The sequence below is a fragment of the Bartonella sp. OT172YNZD genome (genome assembly GCF_042193725.1).
In the GTDB taxonomy this organism is placed as follows: Bacteria; Pseudomonadota; Alphaproteobacteria; order Rhizobiales; family Rhizobiaceae; genus Bartonella; species Bartonella grahamii_A.
This window is the reverse complement of sequence record NZ_JBHILZ010000085.1, coordinates 1-757: the sequence shown is the minus strand read 5'-3', so window position 1 is coordinate 757 and position 757 is coordinate 1. Positions and strand designations below refer to the sequence as shown.

1 protein-coding gene is annotated in these 757 nt (G+C 46.4%); it reads left to right on the top strand.

Features of this window, described 5'->3' with window-relative positions; translation table 11 throughout:
• Window positions 1-88: 88 nt before the first annotated feature.
• Window positions 89-670 (top strand): phage protein Gp27 family protein, encoded by a 582-nt coding sequence (locus ACFIJS_RS09380; protein ID WP_375651311.1) that lies wholly within the window; start codon window positions 89-91, stop codon window positions 668-670.
• Window positions 671-757 lie beyond the last annotated feature (87 nt).

Here is a 757-nt window from a genome sequence, read left to right as displayed (position 1 = left end):
GAACGGGGAGCACGTCATTTAGACCGAAGCTTTTCCATTGAGGGGATTAAGCGGCCTAAACGTTCATCAATAAAATATGAGGTGAAGGATGCGCAAGGTCGGGCGTGGACGTTTAACGGCGATTGATTTATTGCCGCAAGCTTGTGATCAAATCATTGCAGAGGCGGCTGAGGCTTTAAACGGGCGTGAAAAGACGCAAAAAGCCATTTATGATGAATTTAAAGCAGCTTTGAAGGCTTTACGAAAGGAAACGGGTTTAAGCTTTTCTATACCCTCCTTTTCGAGTTTTAATCGTTATTCTTTGCGGCTAGCCGTGATGTCACGGCGCCTAGAACAGACAAGAGAAATTGCCGCAAGCCTTTCCAAGCGTTTTGATGCCAAAGCTTCTGATAATATCACTCTTTTGACGGCGGCAGCGATTAAGGAGTTGATTTTTTCAACGTTGAGCAGTGGGAAAAACCTTTCGCCAAAAGCAGCACAAGAATTAGCCAATGCGCTCAAAGGGGTTTTGGCGGCTGAACATTTGTCGACCACCAGACGGCAAAGATTAGAGAAGGATTTTACCACTAAAGCAAGTAAAGCGGTTGATGTGGCAGCAGCAGCGGCGGGGCTCTCAGAAGAAACAGCGCGGGCTATACGTGCGCAGGTGTTGGGGGTTAAAAATGGCTGAACAGCCCTTTTCAAAAAGTCATGTCTTTGATCATCAGAGTGGTTTTGATATTTGGCAGGCGAGTACTTTTCCTCAAGAGCAAGATCC